The organism is Acinetobacter sp. 22323 (genome assembly GCF_052044895.1).
Classification (GTDB): domain Bacteria; phylum Pseudomonadota; class Gammaproteobacteria; order Pseudomonadales; family Moraxellaceae; genus Acinetobacter; species Acinetobacter schindleri.
This window is the reverse complement of the sequence record NZ_JBQEOL010000021.1, coordinates 43,500-57,224: the sequence shown is the minus strand read 5'-3', so window position 1 is coordinate 57,224 and position 13,725 is coordinate 43,500. Positions and strand designations below refer to the sequence as shown.

Annotated in this window: 17 protein-coding genes; 9 read left to right on the top strand and 8 right to left on the bottom strand. The window is 41.3% G+C overall.

Going from position 1 to position 13,725, the window contains the following annotated elements; all coding sequences use genetic code 11:
* Together ACTJIX_RS12990 and ACTJIX_RS12985 are read right to left on the bottom strand one after the other, a co-directional pair.
* Positions 1-170, bottom strand: a 170-nt coding sequence (locus tag ACTJIX_RS12990) for a transposase family protein (RefSeq protein ID WP_392390198.1), incomplete at its 3' end; no start/stop codon positions are given.
* The gene (locus tag ACTJIX_RS12985) at positions 118-528 is read right to left on the bottom strand and encodes a transposase family protein (protein ID WP_171054439.1); all 411 of its coding nucleotides are present in this window, start codon (positions 526-528) and stop codon (positions 118-120) included. The genes ACTJIX_RS12985 and ACTJIX_RS12990, both read right to left, overlap by 53 nt.
* Before the next feature lie 211 nt (positions 529-739).
* On the opposite strand from ACTJIX_RS12985, the gene dapD reads away from it, so the two are divergent.
* From dapD to ACTJIX_RS12955, 6 genes are all read left to right on the top strand, one after another.
* Positions 740-1,561, top strand: coding sequence for a 2,3,4,5-tetrahydropyridine-2,6-dicarboxylate N-succinyltransferase (dapD, locus tag ACTJIX_RS12980; protein WP_103800260.1), 822 nt, complete (start codon positions 740-742; stop codon positions 1,559-1,561).
* 124 nt (positions 1,562-1,685) lie between these two features.
* Complete coding sequence (gene queE, locus ACTJIX_RS12975; RefSeq protein ID WP_103800259.1) at positions 1,686-2,396, top strand: 7-carboxy-7-deazaguanine synthase QueE; 711 nt, start codon at positions 1,686-1,688, stop codon at positions 2,394-2,396.
* A gap of 30 nt (positions 2,397-2,426) precedes the next feature.
* Positions 2,427-3,095 carry a 7-cyano-7-deazaguanine synthase QueC gene (gene queC / locus ACTJIX_RS12970; protein WP_004815160.1) on the top strand — a complete coding sequence of 223 codons (669 nt, stop codon included), beginning with the start codon at positions 2,427-2,429 and terminating at the stop codon, positions 3,093-3,095.
* A gap of 16 nt (positions 3,096-3,111) precedes the next feature.
* On the top strand, positions 3,112-3,519 hold the full coding sequence (locus tag ACTJIX_RS12965) for a hypothetical protein (protein ID WP_004815159.1): 408 nt from the start codon (positions 3,112-3,114) through the stop codon (positions 3,517-3,519).
* Between the two features lie 82 nt (positions 3,520-3,601).
* A complete protein-coding gene (locus ACTJIX_RS12960; RefSeq protein WP_004815158.1) occupies positions 3,602-4,060 on the top strand; it encodes a peroxiredoxin in 459 nt (152 codons plus the stop codon).
* 280 nt (positions 4,061-4,340) lie between these two features.
* Positions 4,341-4,646, top strand: a complete 306-nt coding sequence (locus ACTJIX_RS12955; protein WP_004815157.1) for a LysR substrate-binding domain-containing protein — start codon at positions 4,341-4,343, stop codon at positions 4,644-4,646.
* A gap of 36 nt (positions 4,647-4,682) precedes the next feature.
* On the opposite strand, the gene ACTJIX_RS12950 is transcribed toward ACTJIX_RS12955, so the two are convergent.
* Both ACTJIX_RS12950 and ACTJIX_RS12945 read right to left on the bottom strand, forming a co-directional pair.
* Entirely contained in the window at positions 4,683-5,243 is a 561-nt protein-coding gene (locus ACTJIX_RS12950; RefSeq protein ID WP_440611513.1) for a YceI family protein, read from the bottom strand.
* Between the two features lie 47 nt (positions 5,244-5,290).
* The gene (locus ACTJIX_RS12945) at positions 5,291-5,860 is read right to left on the bottom strand and encodes a nicotinate-nicotinamide nucleotide adenylyltransferase (protein WP_163171063.1); all 570 of its coding nucleotides are present in this window, start codon (positions 5,858-5,860) and stop codon (positions 5,291-5,293) included.
* Positions 5,861-5,961: 101 nt separating this feature from the next.
* On the opposite strand from ACTJIX_RS12945, the gene ACTJIX_RS12940 reads away from it, so the two are divergent.
* Positions 5,962-6,762 carry an enoyl-CoA hydratase gene (locus ACTJIX_RS12940; RefSeq protein WP_004815149.1) on the top strand — a complete coding sequence of 267 codons (801 nt, stop codon included), beginning with the start codon at positions 5,962-5,964 and terminating at the stop codon, positions 6,760-6,762.
* 73 nt (positions 6,763-6,835) lie between these two features.
* The gene (locus ACTJIX_RS12935; protein WP_004815147.1) at positions 6,836-7,630 is read left to right on the top strand and encodes a nitroreductase family protein; all 795 of its coding nucleotides are present in this window, start codon (positions 6,836-6,838) and stop codon (positions 7,628-7,630) included.
* A gap of 240 nt (positions 7,631-7,870) precedes the next feature.
* On the opposite strand, the gene ACTJIX_RS12930 is transcribed toward ACTJIX_RS12935, so the two are convergent.
* From ACTJIX_RS12930 to ACTJIX_RS12920, 3 genes are all read right to left on the bottom strand, one after another.
* Complete coding sequence (locus tag ACTJIX_RS12930) at positions 7,871-9,340, bottom strand: carotenoid oxygenase family protein (RefSeq protein ID WP_004815145.1); 1,470 nt, start codon at positions 9,338-9,340, stop codon at positions 7,871-7,873.
* 147 nt (positions 9,341-9,487) lie between these two features.
* On the bottom strand, positions 9,488-9,805 hold the full coding sequence (locus ACTJIX_RS12925) for a hypothetical protein (RefSeq protein ID WP_004815142.1): 318 nt from the start codon (positions 9,803-9,805) through the stop codon (positions 9,488-9,490).
* Between the two features lie 17 nt (positions 9,806-9,822).
* Positions 9,823-10,704 carry a LysR substrate-binding domain-containing protein gene (locus tag ACTJIX_RS12920; protein WP_004815141.1) on the bottom strand — a complete coding sequence of 294 codons (882 nt, stop codon included), beginning with the start codon at positions 10,702-10,704 and terminating at the stop codon, positions 9,823-9,825.
* A 170-nt stretch (positions 10,705-10,874) separates the two neighbouring features.
* Between ACTJIX_RS12920 and ACTJIX_RS12915 the strand changes: the two genes are divergently transcribed.
* On the top strand, positions 10,875-12,617 hold the full coding sequence (locus ACTJIX_RS12915; protein WP_004815136.1) for an FAD-dependent oxidoreductase: 1,743 nt from the start codon (positions 10,875-10,877) through the stop codon (positions 12,615-12,617).
* Between the two features lie 303 nt (positions 12,618-12,920).
* Here ACTJIX_RS12915 and ACTJIX_RS12910 read toward each other — a convergent pair whose 3' ends face one another.
* Positions 12,921-13,046 (bottom strand): KGW motif small protein, encoded by a 126-nt coding sequence (locus ACTJIX_RS12910; RefSeq protein WP_004815134.1) that lies wholly within the window; start codon positions 13,044-13,046, stop codon positions 12,921-12,923.
* Positions 13,047-13,725: the final 679 nt, after the last annotated feature.

The following is a 13,725-nucleotide window of genomic DNA, read 5'->3' as shown; positions in this document are numbered from 1 at the left end:
CGTTTGAACAACTCGAAATCATGCACTGCACCGCGACTGGTACATAAACTCAGAATTTGCTGAGTTTTGTAGTGAATCATGGCCTGTACTTTAAAGGTATGGGTCTTTTTCTTGCCGCTATAGCTTTTCTTCTGTTTTTTTAGGCCTTTGGATTGGAATTTCCGTGGCATCCACGATCACAACATTCCAGTCGATGCCTTCGCCCTCGGGTAAATCTTTGGGTAAATTAAACAGATTGGACCGAATCAGGCAGTCTTCAACATGACGGACAATTCTTGAGGCTGTGGGCTCTGAAACCCCGTAACTCGTCGCAACGTGAAATAAGGTTCGGTATTCCCGCCAATAGCTCAGACAGAGCAGAACCTGATCCTCCAGGCTTAACTTGGGCGGTCTGCCTTTGGCAGAGACATGCTTCTGCAATTGCTCAACCATCAAATAGAAAGTTGACCATGAGATGCCTGTGTATCGCTTGAACTGAGGATCAGAAAGCTTGTTTGAATCGATGTATTTCATCCGCAGATTATGCACGAATGCTAAGAAATCCGGAGTGCAAATATTAACCAAAAAGAAGATCGTTTTTTGATTTATGAAAGAGATCTATTAATCTTTTAATGAAACTTGACACATCCATTTTCTCCATAATTCGGAAGAATTAATTTTGATATAAGTCGTGTTTTCCATCTAATCTTTGCTCAATATAGTGTAAAATCTTGGAAATTTTTTTTCTGGAAGGAAGATCATGTCTCAGCTTTCAACAATCATTGAACAAGCGTTTGAAGACCGTGCGAATTTCACAGCAGCGGATTGTGCTGCTGAAGTTCGTCAAGCAGTTGAGGAAGTAATTGCTGGCCTGGACAATGGCTCTTTACGTGTAGCTGAAAAAATCGATGGTGAATGGGTTGTTCATCAATGGATTAAGAAAGCTGTATTGTTGTCTTTCAAACTGAATGACAACAAACCAATGGAAGCATGTGATCTTCGCTTCTATGACAAAGTAGATACTAAGTTTGGTGACTGGACTGAAGAACAGTTCAAAGCTGCTGGTGTACGTGTAGTACCACCTGCTGTAGCACGTAAAGGTTCTTACCAGGCGAAAAATGTGGTATTGATGCCTTCTTATGTGAACATCGGTGCGTATGTTGATGAAGGTACGATGGTTGATACATGGGCAACTGTAGGTTCATGTGCGCAAATCGGTAAAAATGTTCACCTGTCAGGTGGTGTAGGGATTGGTGGTGTTCTTGAGCCACTTCAAGCAAACCCAACCATTATCGAAGACAACTGCTTTATCGGTGCACGTTCTGAAATCGTAGAAGGCGTAATCGTAGAAGAAGGCTCTGTGATTTCTATGGGCGTATTTATTGGTCAATCCACCAAGATTTATGACCGTGAAACTGGCGAAATCCACTACGGCCGTGTACCTGCTGGTTCAGTCGTTGTATCTGGCAGCCTTCCTTCTAAATGCGGTAAATACAGCCTGTACGCTGCTGTGATCGTGAAAAAAGTTGACGCAAAAACACGTGCGAAAACTAGCCTGAACGATCTGTTGCGTGAAGACTAAGTCTTAACTTTTTAGGAACTTAATGTTCCTCAGAGCTTTAGTCGCTCTTCGTCTCTACGGTCAGTAATGATCGTAGGGATTTTTATTTTTATACATTGTTCTTTCTTCTCTGGTTAATTTTGTTATGAGTACGCTTCGATCTTCTGCTATCCCTGTTTCTGATCCGTCTGCGGGTTTACGCATCACGGAGATCTTTTATTCATTACAAGGTGAAGCCAATACAGCAGGTCTGCCAACAGTCTTTATCCGTTTGACGGGTTGTCCACTGCGTTGTACCTATTGCGATACCACCTATTCTTTCGAAGGTGGTGAGCGTAAATCTTTAGAAGAAATCATTCAAACCACACTCGATTTTAAGACACCTTATATCTGCGTGACTGGTGGTGAACCACTGGCACAGCCGAATGCCTTGCCGTTAATGCAGCGCCTGGCCGATGCCGGCTGTGAAGTCTCCTTGGAAACCAGCGGTGCGCTGGATGTGTCTAAGGTAGATCCTCGTGTATCAAAAGTATTAGACTTGAAAACGCCAACTTCGGGTGAAGTTGCACGAAATTTGCTTTCCAATCTCGACCATTTAACCCAGCACGATCAGATCAAGTTCGTAATCTGTAATCGTGAAGATTATGAATGGTCCAAACAGCAGGTTAAACAATATCAGCTTAATGAAAAAGTCGGTACGGTCTGGTTCTCGCCTGCTTTTGAAGTGGAAAAAGGTACAGCGCGTATGCCACAGCTGGCACGTGATCTGGCCCAATGGATTTTAGAAGACCATCTCCCTGTTCGCTTCCAGCTACAGTTACATAAGCTGTTATGGAATGACGAAACTGGTCGTTAATTATTTATCAAATATTTTGGAGATTTAGCTATGCGCCCTCGTGCCATTGTATTGTTATCTGGCGGATTAGACTCAACCACGTGTTTAGCCTGGGCGCAGGCACGCTACGAATGTATTGCTTTAAGTTTTATGTATGGCCAGCGTTCGACCACTGAACTTGATGCAGCAAGAGCTTTGACTGGTCGTGCAGGTGTAGAACATCGTGTCATCAATATTGACTTAGGCAACCTCGGTGGCTCTGCCCTGACTGATCACAGTATTGATGTGCCAGACCAACTTCAGGAAGGTATTCCTGTGACGTATGTCCCAGCACGCAATACAATTTTCTTGTCTTATGCACTGGCTGCAGCTGAAGTTTTTGGTGCAGAAGCAATTGTGATCGGAATTAATGCCGTCGATTATTCCGGTTATCCTGACTGTCGTCCTGAATTTATTGAAGCCTTTGCCAATATGGCACGCCTTGCAACCAAGGTCGGTGTAGAAGGTCAAGCGCTCAAATTTGAAACACCTCTGTTACATTTATCCAAAGCAAATATCATTCGCTTAGGTCTTGATCATGGCGTAGACTATAGCCAAACGGTATCTTGCTACCAGGCAGATGACCAAGGACGTGCTTGTGGTACATGTGACAGTTGCCGTCTGCGTAAACAAGGTTTTGCAGATGCAGGTGTTGAAGATCCGACACGTTATATACCGTAATAACAAGGTAAAGTTTATGAAAAATTTTAAGTCAAATATTGTTCTTTCAGCTTTAGTTTCAGCCGCTGCGCTGTTTGCAACTACTGCTCAAGCAGATGACAGCAAACTGCAAAATGCTTACAAAAGTACCAATATTAAAGCTGCTCTGATCAATGTTTGTAAAGAAGAAACTGGCAAAGGCAAACAGCTGACCAGTTCTGAAGTGAGCAAATATTGTACTTGTGCTGTTGAAGCAGATGGCAAATTAACCAATGCACAGAAATGGGAAATTCAAAGCACGATTAACCAGAAGAAAAGTCCAGCAACTTTAGCTTTTGTACAAAAGCAAAATAAAGATTTGCAAGCATGTTTTGGCCCACAGTTAACCGGTAAGTTAAAAACCTTAACTGAACAGGCCCAAAAAGCTGCTGCTGCCAAAAAATAATTTCTGATTATTCTTTGCATAAATAAGCCACTATAATGTGGCTTATTTTTTTGTGAAAATTACAACAGCAATGGAGTTTTTTATGTCTGAGATTGGCTTGCTTGATCATGTTTTCCCTACTACGACTGGTGAAATCAACTTGGCTCAATTAGATGCAGCGTGGTTAATCATCTATTTTTATCCAAAAGACTCTACTCCAGGCTGTACTACACAAGCTGTTGGTTTTTCCTGTCTAAAAGACCAGTTTGATGCACTAAATACAACAATTCTGGGGGTATCACGCGATTCAGTTAAAGCTCACCAAAACTTTACGGAAAAGCAGAACCTTAGCATCAACCTGATCAGTGATAAAGAAGAAGTACTCTGCAATCACTTTGACGTAATTAAAGAAAAGAACATGTATGGCAAAAAAGTTATGGGCATTGAGCGCTCTACTTTCATTTTCCATAATGGCAAACTGGTGAAGGAATACCGTAAAGTAAAAGCAGCGGGTCATGCTGAACAGGTTTTAGAAGATTTAAAAGCACTCCAAGCAACTTAAAATCTATTTGATACAAAAAAATGAGTCCAAGTGAGACTCATTTTTTATCACTCAAACAAAGATTAAAGATACTGCAATTCCCCACATTACCATCGCAATCAGTACATCAAGATATCAGTTCACAGCAACAAGCCATGAAAGGCTGTCAGGCTCAACTGATTGGTGCTATGCGTTATAGAATGGTAGCGACACCTGCATTTTTCAGCGATGGTTTAGTCAAGGCATTCATCGCAAGTCTCTGCATAAGGCCCCTGCAATTATTTATAAAGATCAGGATCACATGCATGGTGAAGCTTTACTGACTCATTACGGTCTTTCTCAACAAAGCTATCCTTCTTATTATATTCCTTCTTCGACTACTTTTGCAGAAGCAGTCTTTACCGGACTGGGTTATGGTCTGGTGCCGGATTATCAGATTGCAGATCGGTTTCAACAAAACGCTTTGCTAGAAATACTTCTAGAATGCAGAACAGATGTGAAACTGTATTGGCATCACTGGAAACAGCAGTCACCAGCTTTACAACAACTCACCCAAACTATTCTAGAACAGGCAGAGCAACATTTAAATTATCCCATTCCAATTTAGACTGCTCTGCCACATTTAAAGAAATGAACAGCTAAATTATGATGCTTTCCACTGCCCGATCAGATGAATATTGACCTTTTCACCTACACCAGCTGTGGCTTTTTTCATACCAAAATCTGAACGGTTAATCACTGTTTTCGAATTTACATCAAGTAAATTCGGGTTGGTTTTATTTGGTATTAGCGTGGTATCAAAAACAACTGGACGCGTCACACCCCGTAAAGTCAAATTACCCAATACCTGATAGCGATTCGTACCATTTGGTTTAAACTGGGTACTTTTAAAATTCACAGTTTTATAACGTGAAGCATCAAACAGATCTTCACCCATAATCATATTTTTTAGACTTGGCTTGGACAGCTGCAGGCTATCTACCTGCATGGTAAATTCAGTTGAAGCCTGTTGTGGTTTTTGAGGATCAAACTGCATCGAGGCCTGGAATTGCTGAAAACTTCCCTTTACGACAGTCAAACCCAATGAATTAATACTAAAACCCACGCTACTTTTAGGCGTCAAGCTCCAGCTGGCGTAGGCTGCTGATATACTTACTACTGAAAGGCATCCTGCATAGGCCATATTTTTTAGGATAAAATTCATTGTGTTGCTCCCTAACAATCAAATGAACTCCTCACCTTAAAACAGTTTTAGCTCAGATTCGTTTTATCATTCGTTTTAAACTTGTGTGCCAATTGTTGATAAATCTCAGTATTTTTAAACTTATGTAAAAACTCACTGGTTCCTAAAGGAAATGCTGATTCCATAATGTCACCACGATAATAGGCTTCCCGTAATGGTGTTGCTGAAATGGCACCGACTAGACTATCTAGTTCCAACATTTCCCATTCTGGGAACAATCTTAAATAATAAGAGGACTCATCTTTAAAATGTCCAATCAGACCAACTTTGGCATTTAGCTCTGCCACTCCGGCAACCAGTAATTTTACCAGTTTTTGCCATTTTTCATCATTATAGACATCAATGACATGTACGAATTTAATACGCTTTTGATCTGCTTCGGAAAAATTCGACAGGATCATTTCTTCACGTTCAGAGGCTAGAAATGGGTTTTTAATATTACGTTCCTGCTGCGCTGATCCTAAAGCCAGAATCACCTGCTGGCTTTGCTGCAAAGCAATTTTAATGGTTTGCATATGTGCCAGATGAAAAGGCTGGAAGCGACCAATAAAAACCAGATAATCAAATTTATATTTCATAGCACATCTTACTTTTATGAACGCATCAGTTATGTCGTAGGGAAATTTTTACGACATAATAAGCGCCAATAAATTCATATTAATAAAGCAAGGATAGTACGATGACACTGAGCTGTATTCAACAACCGCATCAGCATTTAAATGCGAATTTAGACAATGGCATACTGACCTTAGCCATTCACCGTCCTGAAGCGAAAAATGCGCTCTACGGCGAGCTGTACTTATGGATTGCTCAGGCCCTGGATGAAGCGGACCAGGATAGTAGCGTGCGTGTGGTGATTCTACGTGGTCAGGATGCGGACTTTAGTGCCGGCAATGACATGCAGGACTTTATGAAGTTCATCCAGACACCTTTACAGGGTAAAGCCGGTGATACACCGCCCTTTGTTCTGCTCAAGTCTGCTGCAAAATTCTCCAAGCCTTTGATTGCTGCAGTGCGTGGTGTTGCCATTGGCATCGGGGTAACGATTCTCCTGCACGCCGATCTGGTGTATAGCGATAATACGGCCCTGTTCCAGATTCCATTTGTCAGCCTTGGTCTGTCTCCTGAAGGTGCATCAAGCAAACTGCTGGTACAACAGGCTGGCTATCACAGAGCCGCTGAACTGCTCCTGACAGCTCAAAGATTTAATAGTGAAAAAGCCTTAAGTGCAGGTTTGATCAATAGCATCGAAGAAGATGTGTATGCAGCTGCACAAAAACAGGCTCAAACTCTTGCCGCTTTACCCTTGGCTTCTATTAAGCAGACCAAAGCACTAATGAAGCATAATCTGGCTGAAATTATTGAATGCATTGATGATGAGGCAGAAATCTTTATGAAGCGTGTAGGCTCACCTGAAATGATGGAAGCAGTTCAGGCCTTTATACAAAAACGGAAACCTGATTTCACACAATTCAACTAATTCTGAAACTTATCTTTTAATTGAGGCAGTTTAGACTGCCTCAATCTTTTATATTTCTGAAAGAACCCAGCTTATGACAAATGAAAACTCCCAAATGACTTCTCAAACAACTGATAGTTCAAATCCTGACAAGAAGCGTTATTACGAGCCGGCACCACAGGATATTGATGTAGAGAATTTCCGTAAGGTCATTGAAAGCCGCCGTTCAGTGCGTAAATTTACCAAAAAACCAATCCCTGCTGAGGTACTGGATGCCTGTCTGGATCTGGCACTACTGGCACCAAATTCATCAAATCTGCAGCCATGGACATTTTATGTTGTGCAGAACCCATCCAAGAAAAAGCATCTGGTGAAAGCCTGCATGAGCCAACTGGCCGCTAAAACAGCTTCTGAACTGATTGTTTGTATTGCTCGTACTGACCGCATTGATGAAATGGCGAAACTGAATATTAGTGAGTTTCCATTTCCTGAGGCGCCTCCAGCAATCAAAAAGTACTATAAGTACATTCCCTATAACTACAAGACAGGCTATCTGAATGCCTTTGGTAACTTTAAGAAAGTCGCTTTCAAAGTAGCCCGTACTCTGGATAAGCAGATGCCGGTTTCTGCTTTCAGCCCCGCTGATGCAAAACTATGGGCGACTAAAACCACGGCGCTGGCTTGTGAAAATCTGGTTTTAGCTTTACGCGCTTATGGTTTTGATAGCTGTATGATGGAAGGCTTCGATGAGCCCATGGTTCGTGAAATTCTGGAATTAAATGACGAACAGTATCCAGTCATGGTGATTGGTGCAGGTGAACGTGCTAAAGATGGGGTATTCTTCCCGCAGTACCGTTTTGATCGTGAGTTATTCATTCAAAAGGTTTAAACAGCATTTAAAATTTAAATCTTTTATTTGCTAGATGATTAGCGACATGGATGTCGCTGTTAGGCAGAGATTCAGGGATGAATCTTCTGCCTAACAAAAGATTTTGGTGACCTTACGGAATATATTCCTCATCCCTCAAAGTAACATCAGCCTATGAACGAATATTACAACTTCTCACACTTTATGAGGCTATGCCATCTTAACGCCTACAAAGATTTTTTAAATTTTTGACCCACTAGTCTAAGAATAGTTCGCTCTTAATTTCCGATAATCAATCCAGTTACAATGAAATCCGACCGGCACCCGAACTGGTAAATGAATCGTTGCAATGGGTCCTTCTGTAATATGCTGGGCATCCAGAATTACCACTTTCGAGGGGCTACAATCTAAAGCATGGATATAAGACATTAACCATCCATCATTTTCTGCCTGAGCATTTTCCCGTGCGACAAAGACTGCCTCACCAGTGACCCAGTTTTCTCCAAAGGAATAACTTTCTGTGGTTCTGGTTCTTAAATTAAAACACATCACCGTATTGCTGCTGACATGGGAAGGATCATCAAATTCACCAAAATAAATACTATAGATATAACGATACTGTCGCCCAATAAATGCTTCATTAATCCGTGGAAATTCCTGCTTGATATTTGATAATACGGTTCGTGTCACTTTTCCTGTTCCTTGTTCAAAAATAAAGCGCTCTAGTCGTATATCCTGATCTTCAATCGGTCCCTGAATCGAGCGGATCAATGCTTTGGAGTGCACTACCGCATCCATCACTATATCGCCAGTATTCAGATCATAGGCATTCACGGTATGAAAAATAAAACAGGGATCAATCTCATACCAGCGCATGTCAGTGACTTTGCCACCAAAAGGTAATACACCTATACGTGCCTGTCGTTTTGGATTCCATTGATAAGGCAGCATTGAACCTTTTAAAGCACTGCGAACCGAGAAATTCACATTCAGATCCAGAATCAGCACCTGAGATTTGGTAATAGCACAATCATGAATCATCGGTCCATGTTTCACTGGAAACTCGACCTGGTGTTTTAATTTACCGTGCGAATCTATATGCAGATAAAAAACTTTATTTTGGCTCAAGGCATCATAGCAAACTGCATGAATATCCCCTGTTTCGGGATCAACATGCGGATGAGCTGTGAATGGTAAATCCTCTTCATTTTTAAAAAGATGATGTCGTTCGGATTCCAGCTTACTATTGACTTCAACTGGATAAGCACCCGCTTCAACTAAAGCCCAGATTTTTCCAGCAAAGTTAATGACATTGGTATTCACGGCATCAGCAACACCTCGCGTTTTGCCTGGAATCAGTGGTCGGTGAAGTTTCTTCTGCACGCTGGCAACTCCGACGTAACTGCTCTTATACCAATGTGCCTTACCGCCTTTCAGTCTCAAGGCATGAATCATGCCATCGCCAGTGAACCAATGATAATTTCTGGGATTTTTGACCAGAATTGGATTTGGGCCAATCCGCATTAGTGCACCATCGAGTTCTGCCGGAATCTGTCCTTCTACCATGAGTTGAGTAGAGAAATGCTCCTGCCGTTGCGGGGCAAATATACTATCCAGATAAGGATTATCATTGGAATAGAGAATACGACTATGCAGAATTTCTGCACTGTATTGAATGGATTTACTAAGCGTATTTTTGAGCATTCTGCTAAGCGGTTTTGGCCAATGCATTGTTATTTTCCTTATTGTATTTTTTATCTGGAGTGCTATGGCAAATTTTATAATAACAAAAGCAGTTTGACTGTTTTTTAAATGTAGACTGACGGCGCGCCAGGATGAACACGCCGTAATGAATATGATATGAATAATACTTTGAGTTTAGACTTTAATATCCAGCAGCTGGATAAACTCAAAAGCCGGCTCTTCATAAGGATGGCTTTCTTTTAAGGCTTTAGCGACCTTGACTGCCTTTTCATCTGGCACCAGAATTTCTACCCGCCATTCCTCTACCTGTTCCAGTTGACCGACTTCACCAATATGAGGATCTGCACCTTCTTGCGGCTTAAACTGTCCGGTTCCCAAAACCTGCCAGGCGCAATTGGTATATTCCCCAATGCCACCGCCTCCTGCTGCAAACACTGCATTTTTAGTATCTTCCAAGTTTTCGTCCGGTACGTAATAAATCAGCTTTAACATATATTCCTTCCTGAAATTCAGATATTTATTGTATTTTTAAGGGCTTGGGTAATTATCTTCAATGCAGGATTTTGAGAATTCTTGTTAAATGTTGCATACAAGCCTAGTTTTGGGAGCACCTGATCCGTCTGGATGATTTTCACATGATCATTCAAAAATCTCAGCAAATACTCAGGAGCAAAACTAAAACCCATCCCCATATTGGTCAGATTGATATGTTGCAACACATTGGTCACCCACAGTAGCTGCTCATGTTCGAGTTGATCAATATTGAGCAACTGATCCAGCTTTTCATAAAATACGGGTGAAGCATTCTGCTCACACATAATTATATTCTGATTTTTCAGTTCCTGTAATTTCAGGATTCGATCTGTAGGATGCAAATGCTGAGCAGCTAGCAAGTAAATCTGTTCGGTCAATAAATGAATATTGTCAAAATCTGGATGATCCAGATGAAAACGGGTAATACATAAATCCAGTTCAGCATTTTTTAGCCGCTGAATCTGCTCCATACAGGTCAGGCTATGTAAGTGAATTTTTAAGTCAGGCATGGTTTTTTTAAGCTGCGCCAGAATCTGAGGCATCACCTTGATTTCTGCAACATTCAGAAAGCCAATATGAATCTGATTATTTTTCTGCTGTGCGACCTGGCGTGCTGCTGCCACTGCCAGCTTGGCATTTTCTAGTGCTTTTTCCGCATAGATCTGAAAAGCCCGCCCTTCATCGGTAAGTTTGACTTTTCTGGATGAACGATCAAACAGGTTCACCCCAACTTCCTGTTCCAGATCCTTAATTTGCTGGCTTAATGACGGTTGAGCGGTAAACAGCTTTTCGGCAGCCTTGGTAAAACTTTGTTGCTGCGCCACAGTTATAAAATAGCGTAAATGTCGAAGTTCCATAAGCTGCCCGGTTTCTGATCAGGTCAGCATCTTAAGATTATGACCCGCGCATTGCAAATAAGAATAGGTCGATAGTTTATATGAATATCGCTATATGAACAGATCCTGTTTTACTAGACTGCATGACCATATAGATGGCTTGTTCTTCACGCATATACATGGAGTCTTGTATGACACAGCATTATGACACTGATGTTTTGATCATTGGTACCGGTCCTGCAGGTTCAACATTGGGTTTGGCTTTGGCTAATTACGGTATCAAGGTACAACTGTTTACTCAGTTTAGCTGGCTGGCCAATAGTCCACGCGCACATATTACTAACCAACGTGCCATGGAGGTATTACGTGATTTAGGAGTTGAAGAACAGGTCAAAGAAATTGCTACACCTTGGGATCAAATGGGTGAGAGCCTGATTACCACCAGCTTGGTTGGCGAAGAAATTGCCCGCATGAGTGCCTGGGGTACCGGTGATGAACGTCATGGTGACTATATCAAAGGTAGTCCATGCCCACTGGTTGATCTGATTCAACCAAAAATGGAAGCTTTACTGGTGAAGAATGCGGGTGAACGTGGCACCATTTATAACTTTAATACTGAATATCTCTCTCATGTACAGGATGAAGATGGCGTCACAGCAACTTTCCTGAACCGGATTACCAATACTGAATTTAGCTTAAGAGCGAAATATCTGGTCGGTATGGATGGTGCCAAGTCACGCGTACTGGAACAACTTGGTTTGCCATTGGAAGGTGTCATGGCCCGTGCCGGTACAGTGTATGTGACCTTTAAGGCTGATTTGACTAAATATGTGCAGCACCGCCCTGCCATCCTGCAATGGATTGTCAATCCGGAAGCGAGTTTTGGTGATCTTGGTATGGGCTTACTGCGTGCAATTACGCCATGGAATGAATGGATTATGGGCTGGGGCTTTGACATTTCCAAAGGTGAGCCGCAAGTCACTGAAGAACAGGTTCGGGCACGCCTCAATACATTTGTTGGTGCTGAAGTAGAAGATGTCGAAATTCAAAAACTGTCTTACTGGTATGTGAACCAGACCTGGGCAACCGAATATTCCAAAGGCCGTGTGTTCTGTGGCGGAGATGCAGTGCATCGTCATCCACCATCCAGTGGTTTAGGTTCAAATACCTGTATACAGGATGCCTTTAATCTGGGCTGGAAACTGGCTTATACAGTCAAAGGCTGGGCTGCGCCTTCCCTGCTGGATTCCTATACAACTGAACGTGCACCTGTGGGCAAACAGATCGTGGCGCGTGCGAACCAGTCACGTTTTGACTATAAATACCTGAAAGAAGTCTTTGGTTTTGATCAAGGCGTGACCACACAAAAACAAATGCTGGAACGCATCTTTGCTGAAGATGAACAAGGTGCTGAAATCCGTCAGAAATTGTTCAAAGCATTAGCAGTAAAAAATTATGAGTTTAATGCGCAAGGTGTAGAGTTAAATCAGCGCTATACCTCTAATGCAGTCATTAGCGAAGCTGAGCCTGAAAGATTTGAGCGTGATCAACAGCTGTATCTGCAAGCAACGACGCGTCCAGGTGCTAAAGTGCCACATACCTGGCTGGTTAATGCCAATGGTCAAAAGCAGTCCACCCTGGATATTACCGGTAAAGGTCGTTTCACCCTGCTGACTGGTTTATCGGGTAAAGGCTGGAAACAGGCGACCGAATCACTGAACTTACCTTATTTAGATGTCATTCAGATCGGTTCACGTGACTACCGCGATGTGTATGGCACCTGGAATGCCAAGTCCGAAATTCATGAATCTGGTGCAATTCTGGTTCGTCCAGATGGTTATGTCGCATGGCGTTATCAGGACAGTACCAATGATCAGTTTGATTTTGTGAATACACTGAAAGCGGTGTTGAAACAGATTCAATTAACTGTTTAGAGATAAAGAGCCACCTTCAGGTGGTTTTTCTTTATTAGTGGTAAAAGAATCACAGTTGTCGATCATTAAGATCATAAATCTTTTCCCTAATATCTCATTATTTTACAAATACCCTACGGCATAGATGCTACTCGTCAACTTGTAGGACATAGATGCCCATCAGGCTAACAAAGGATTTTGGTTACTTTACGGAATATATTCCTCATTCTTCAAAGTAACCAAGACGCTTCATTAAAAGTAATACACACATAAAATCAAAAATGAAAAAAGCCACCTCTCGGTGGCTTTTATTAAATCTGATGATCAAGAACCCTGTAGCAAATAACTGCCTAGCAAAAATAGCACCTGTAAACCAACAACAAAACCAAATAACCACCAACCTTTCTGACGTAGTTCCGTTCTATCTATTATTCTGAGTGTTTTAGCCATGTCATCACCTCATACATGAGTGTTGATACTGAAATGATCTATATCATCTTTGCTTTAAAATGCATATCTATTGTGCATAAATTACACAATATCACCTCTATACCTATATAAAAGCAAAATCCAAACCAGTTCAGTGAGAGATTAAAAATAAAAGCAAAATGCTTTAAAACAAAAAACCACCGAATGGGTGGCTGAGTATCTACATCTTACTGAATAAATTACTATTTTTCCATATGATAAATTTTAGTTATTGTTTTAAAAACTATTAATTACAATAATCATCTCGCGGCATTATCATCGAAGTACCATCCAATGCTTTAGAAAATTCTAATTTTTCGTGAAAGCGTTGTTTAGTATTGGTTGTGATTGTCCTCATACTTTTCACAACATTCGATGAAACATGATTTTCTAGAGGAAATACATCATATATGTAAGAGATTGCTCGTGCGACTTCAAAATTTAATCTTCTCACATGAATCGTGTCAGTTTTATCTACCATTAATACTGCTTGCGCTGAGCTTTGGCAACTATCCTATTTTTTAGCCGTATCGATTCGATGAAAGTTCACTCCCCACATATACCACTCACAACCTGCTAAAAACGTGAATATAAACACTGTCATTATTTTTATAATTATTTTATGCATCAAATAAAGCTGTAATAAACTCTACCTCTAAAT